This window comes from Streptomyces cacaoi, from assembly GCF_006539165.1.
GTDB lineage: Bacteria > Actinomycetota > Actinomycetes > Streptomycetales > Streptomycetaceae > Streptomyces > Streptomyces cacaoi.
The window spans coordinates 1-501 of the sequence record NZ_BJMM01000197.1 but is presented as its reverse complement, the minus strand read 5'-3'; the positions used below and the strand labels follow the sequence as shown (position 1 = coordinate 501).

Below are 501 nucleotides of genomic sequence, written 5' to 3'. Positions count from 1 at the left end.
CTGGTGGTGGACGATCCGGCGGTGGTCGCGGCCGAGGGGTGTGCCGAGGAGTACGGGGAGAGCGGCCCCGAGGTGGTGCTCTCTCGGCAGCAGGCGGCGTATGTGCTCTACACCTCCGGCTCGACGGGCCGTCCCAAGGGTGTGACCGTCACCCACGGGGGCGTGGCCGGGCTCGCGGCCGCGCAGACGCGGGGCTTCGCCCTCACTCCGGAGAGCCGGGTCCTCCAGTTCGCCTCGCCCAGCTTCGACGCCTCCGTCTCCGAGCTGTGCACGACGCTGTCGGCCGGCGCGACGCTGGTGCTCGTCTCCTCCGGCTCGCCGGTCGACGCGCTGACGGACCCGGACAACGCCATCGACGTGGTCACCGTGCCGCCGTCGGTGTTGGTGTCGTTGCCGGTGGGTGTGTTGGGTTCGGTGGGGACGTTGGTGGTGGCTGGTGAGGCGTGTGGTCGTGAGGTGGTGGAGCGTTGGGCTGTGGGGCGCAGGTTGGTGAATGCGTAC

At 71.3% G+C, this 501-nt stretch carries 1 protein-coding gene; it reads left to right on the top strand.

Translation table 11 applies throughout. The features are described 5' to 3' along the window. Nucleotides 1-21: 21 nt before the first annotated feature. The coding region (locus tag SCA03_RS34910; RefSeq protein WP_170223882.1) for an AMP-binding protein at nt 22-501 on the top strand (480 nt) is incomplete at its 3' end.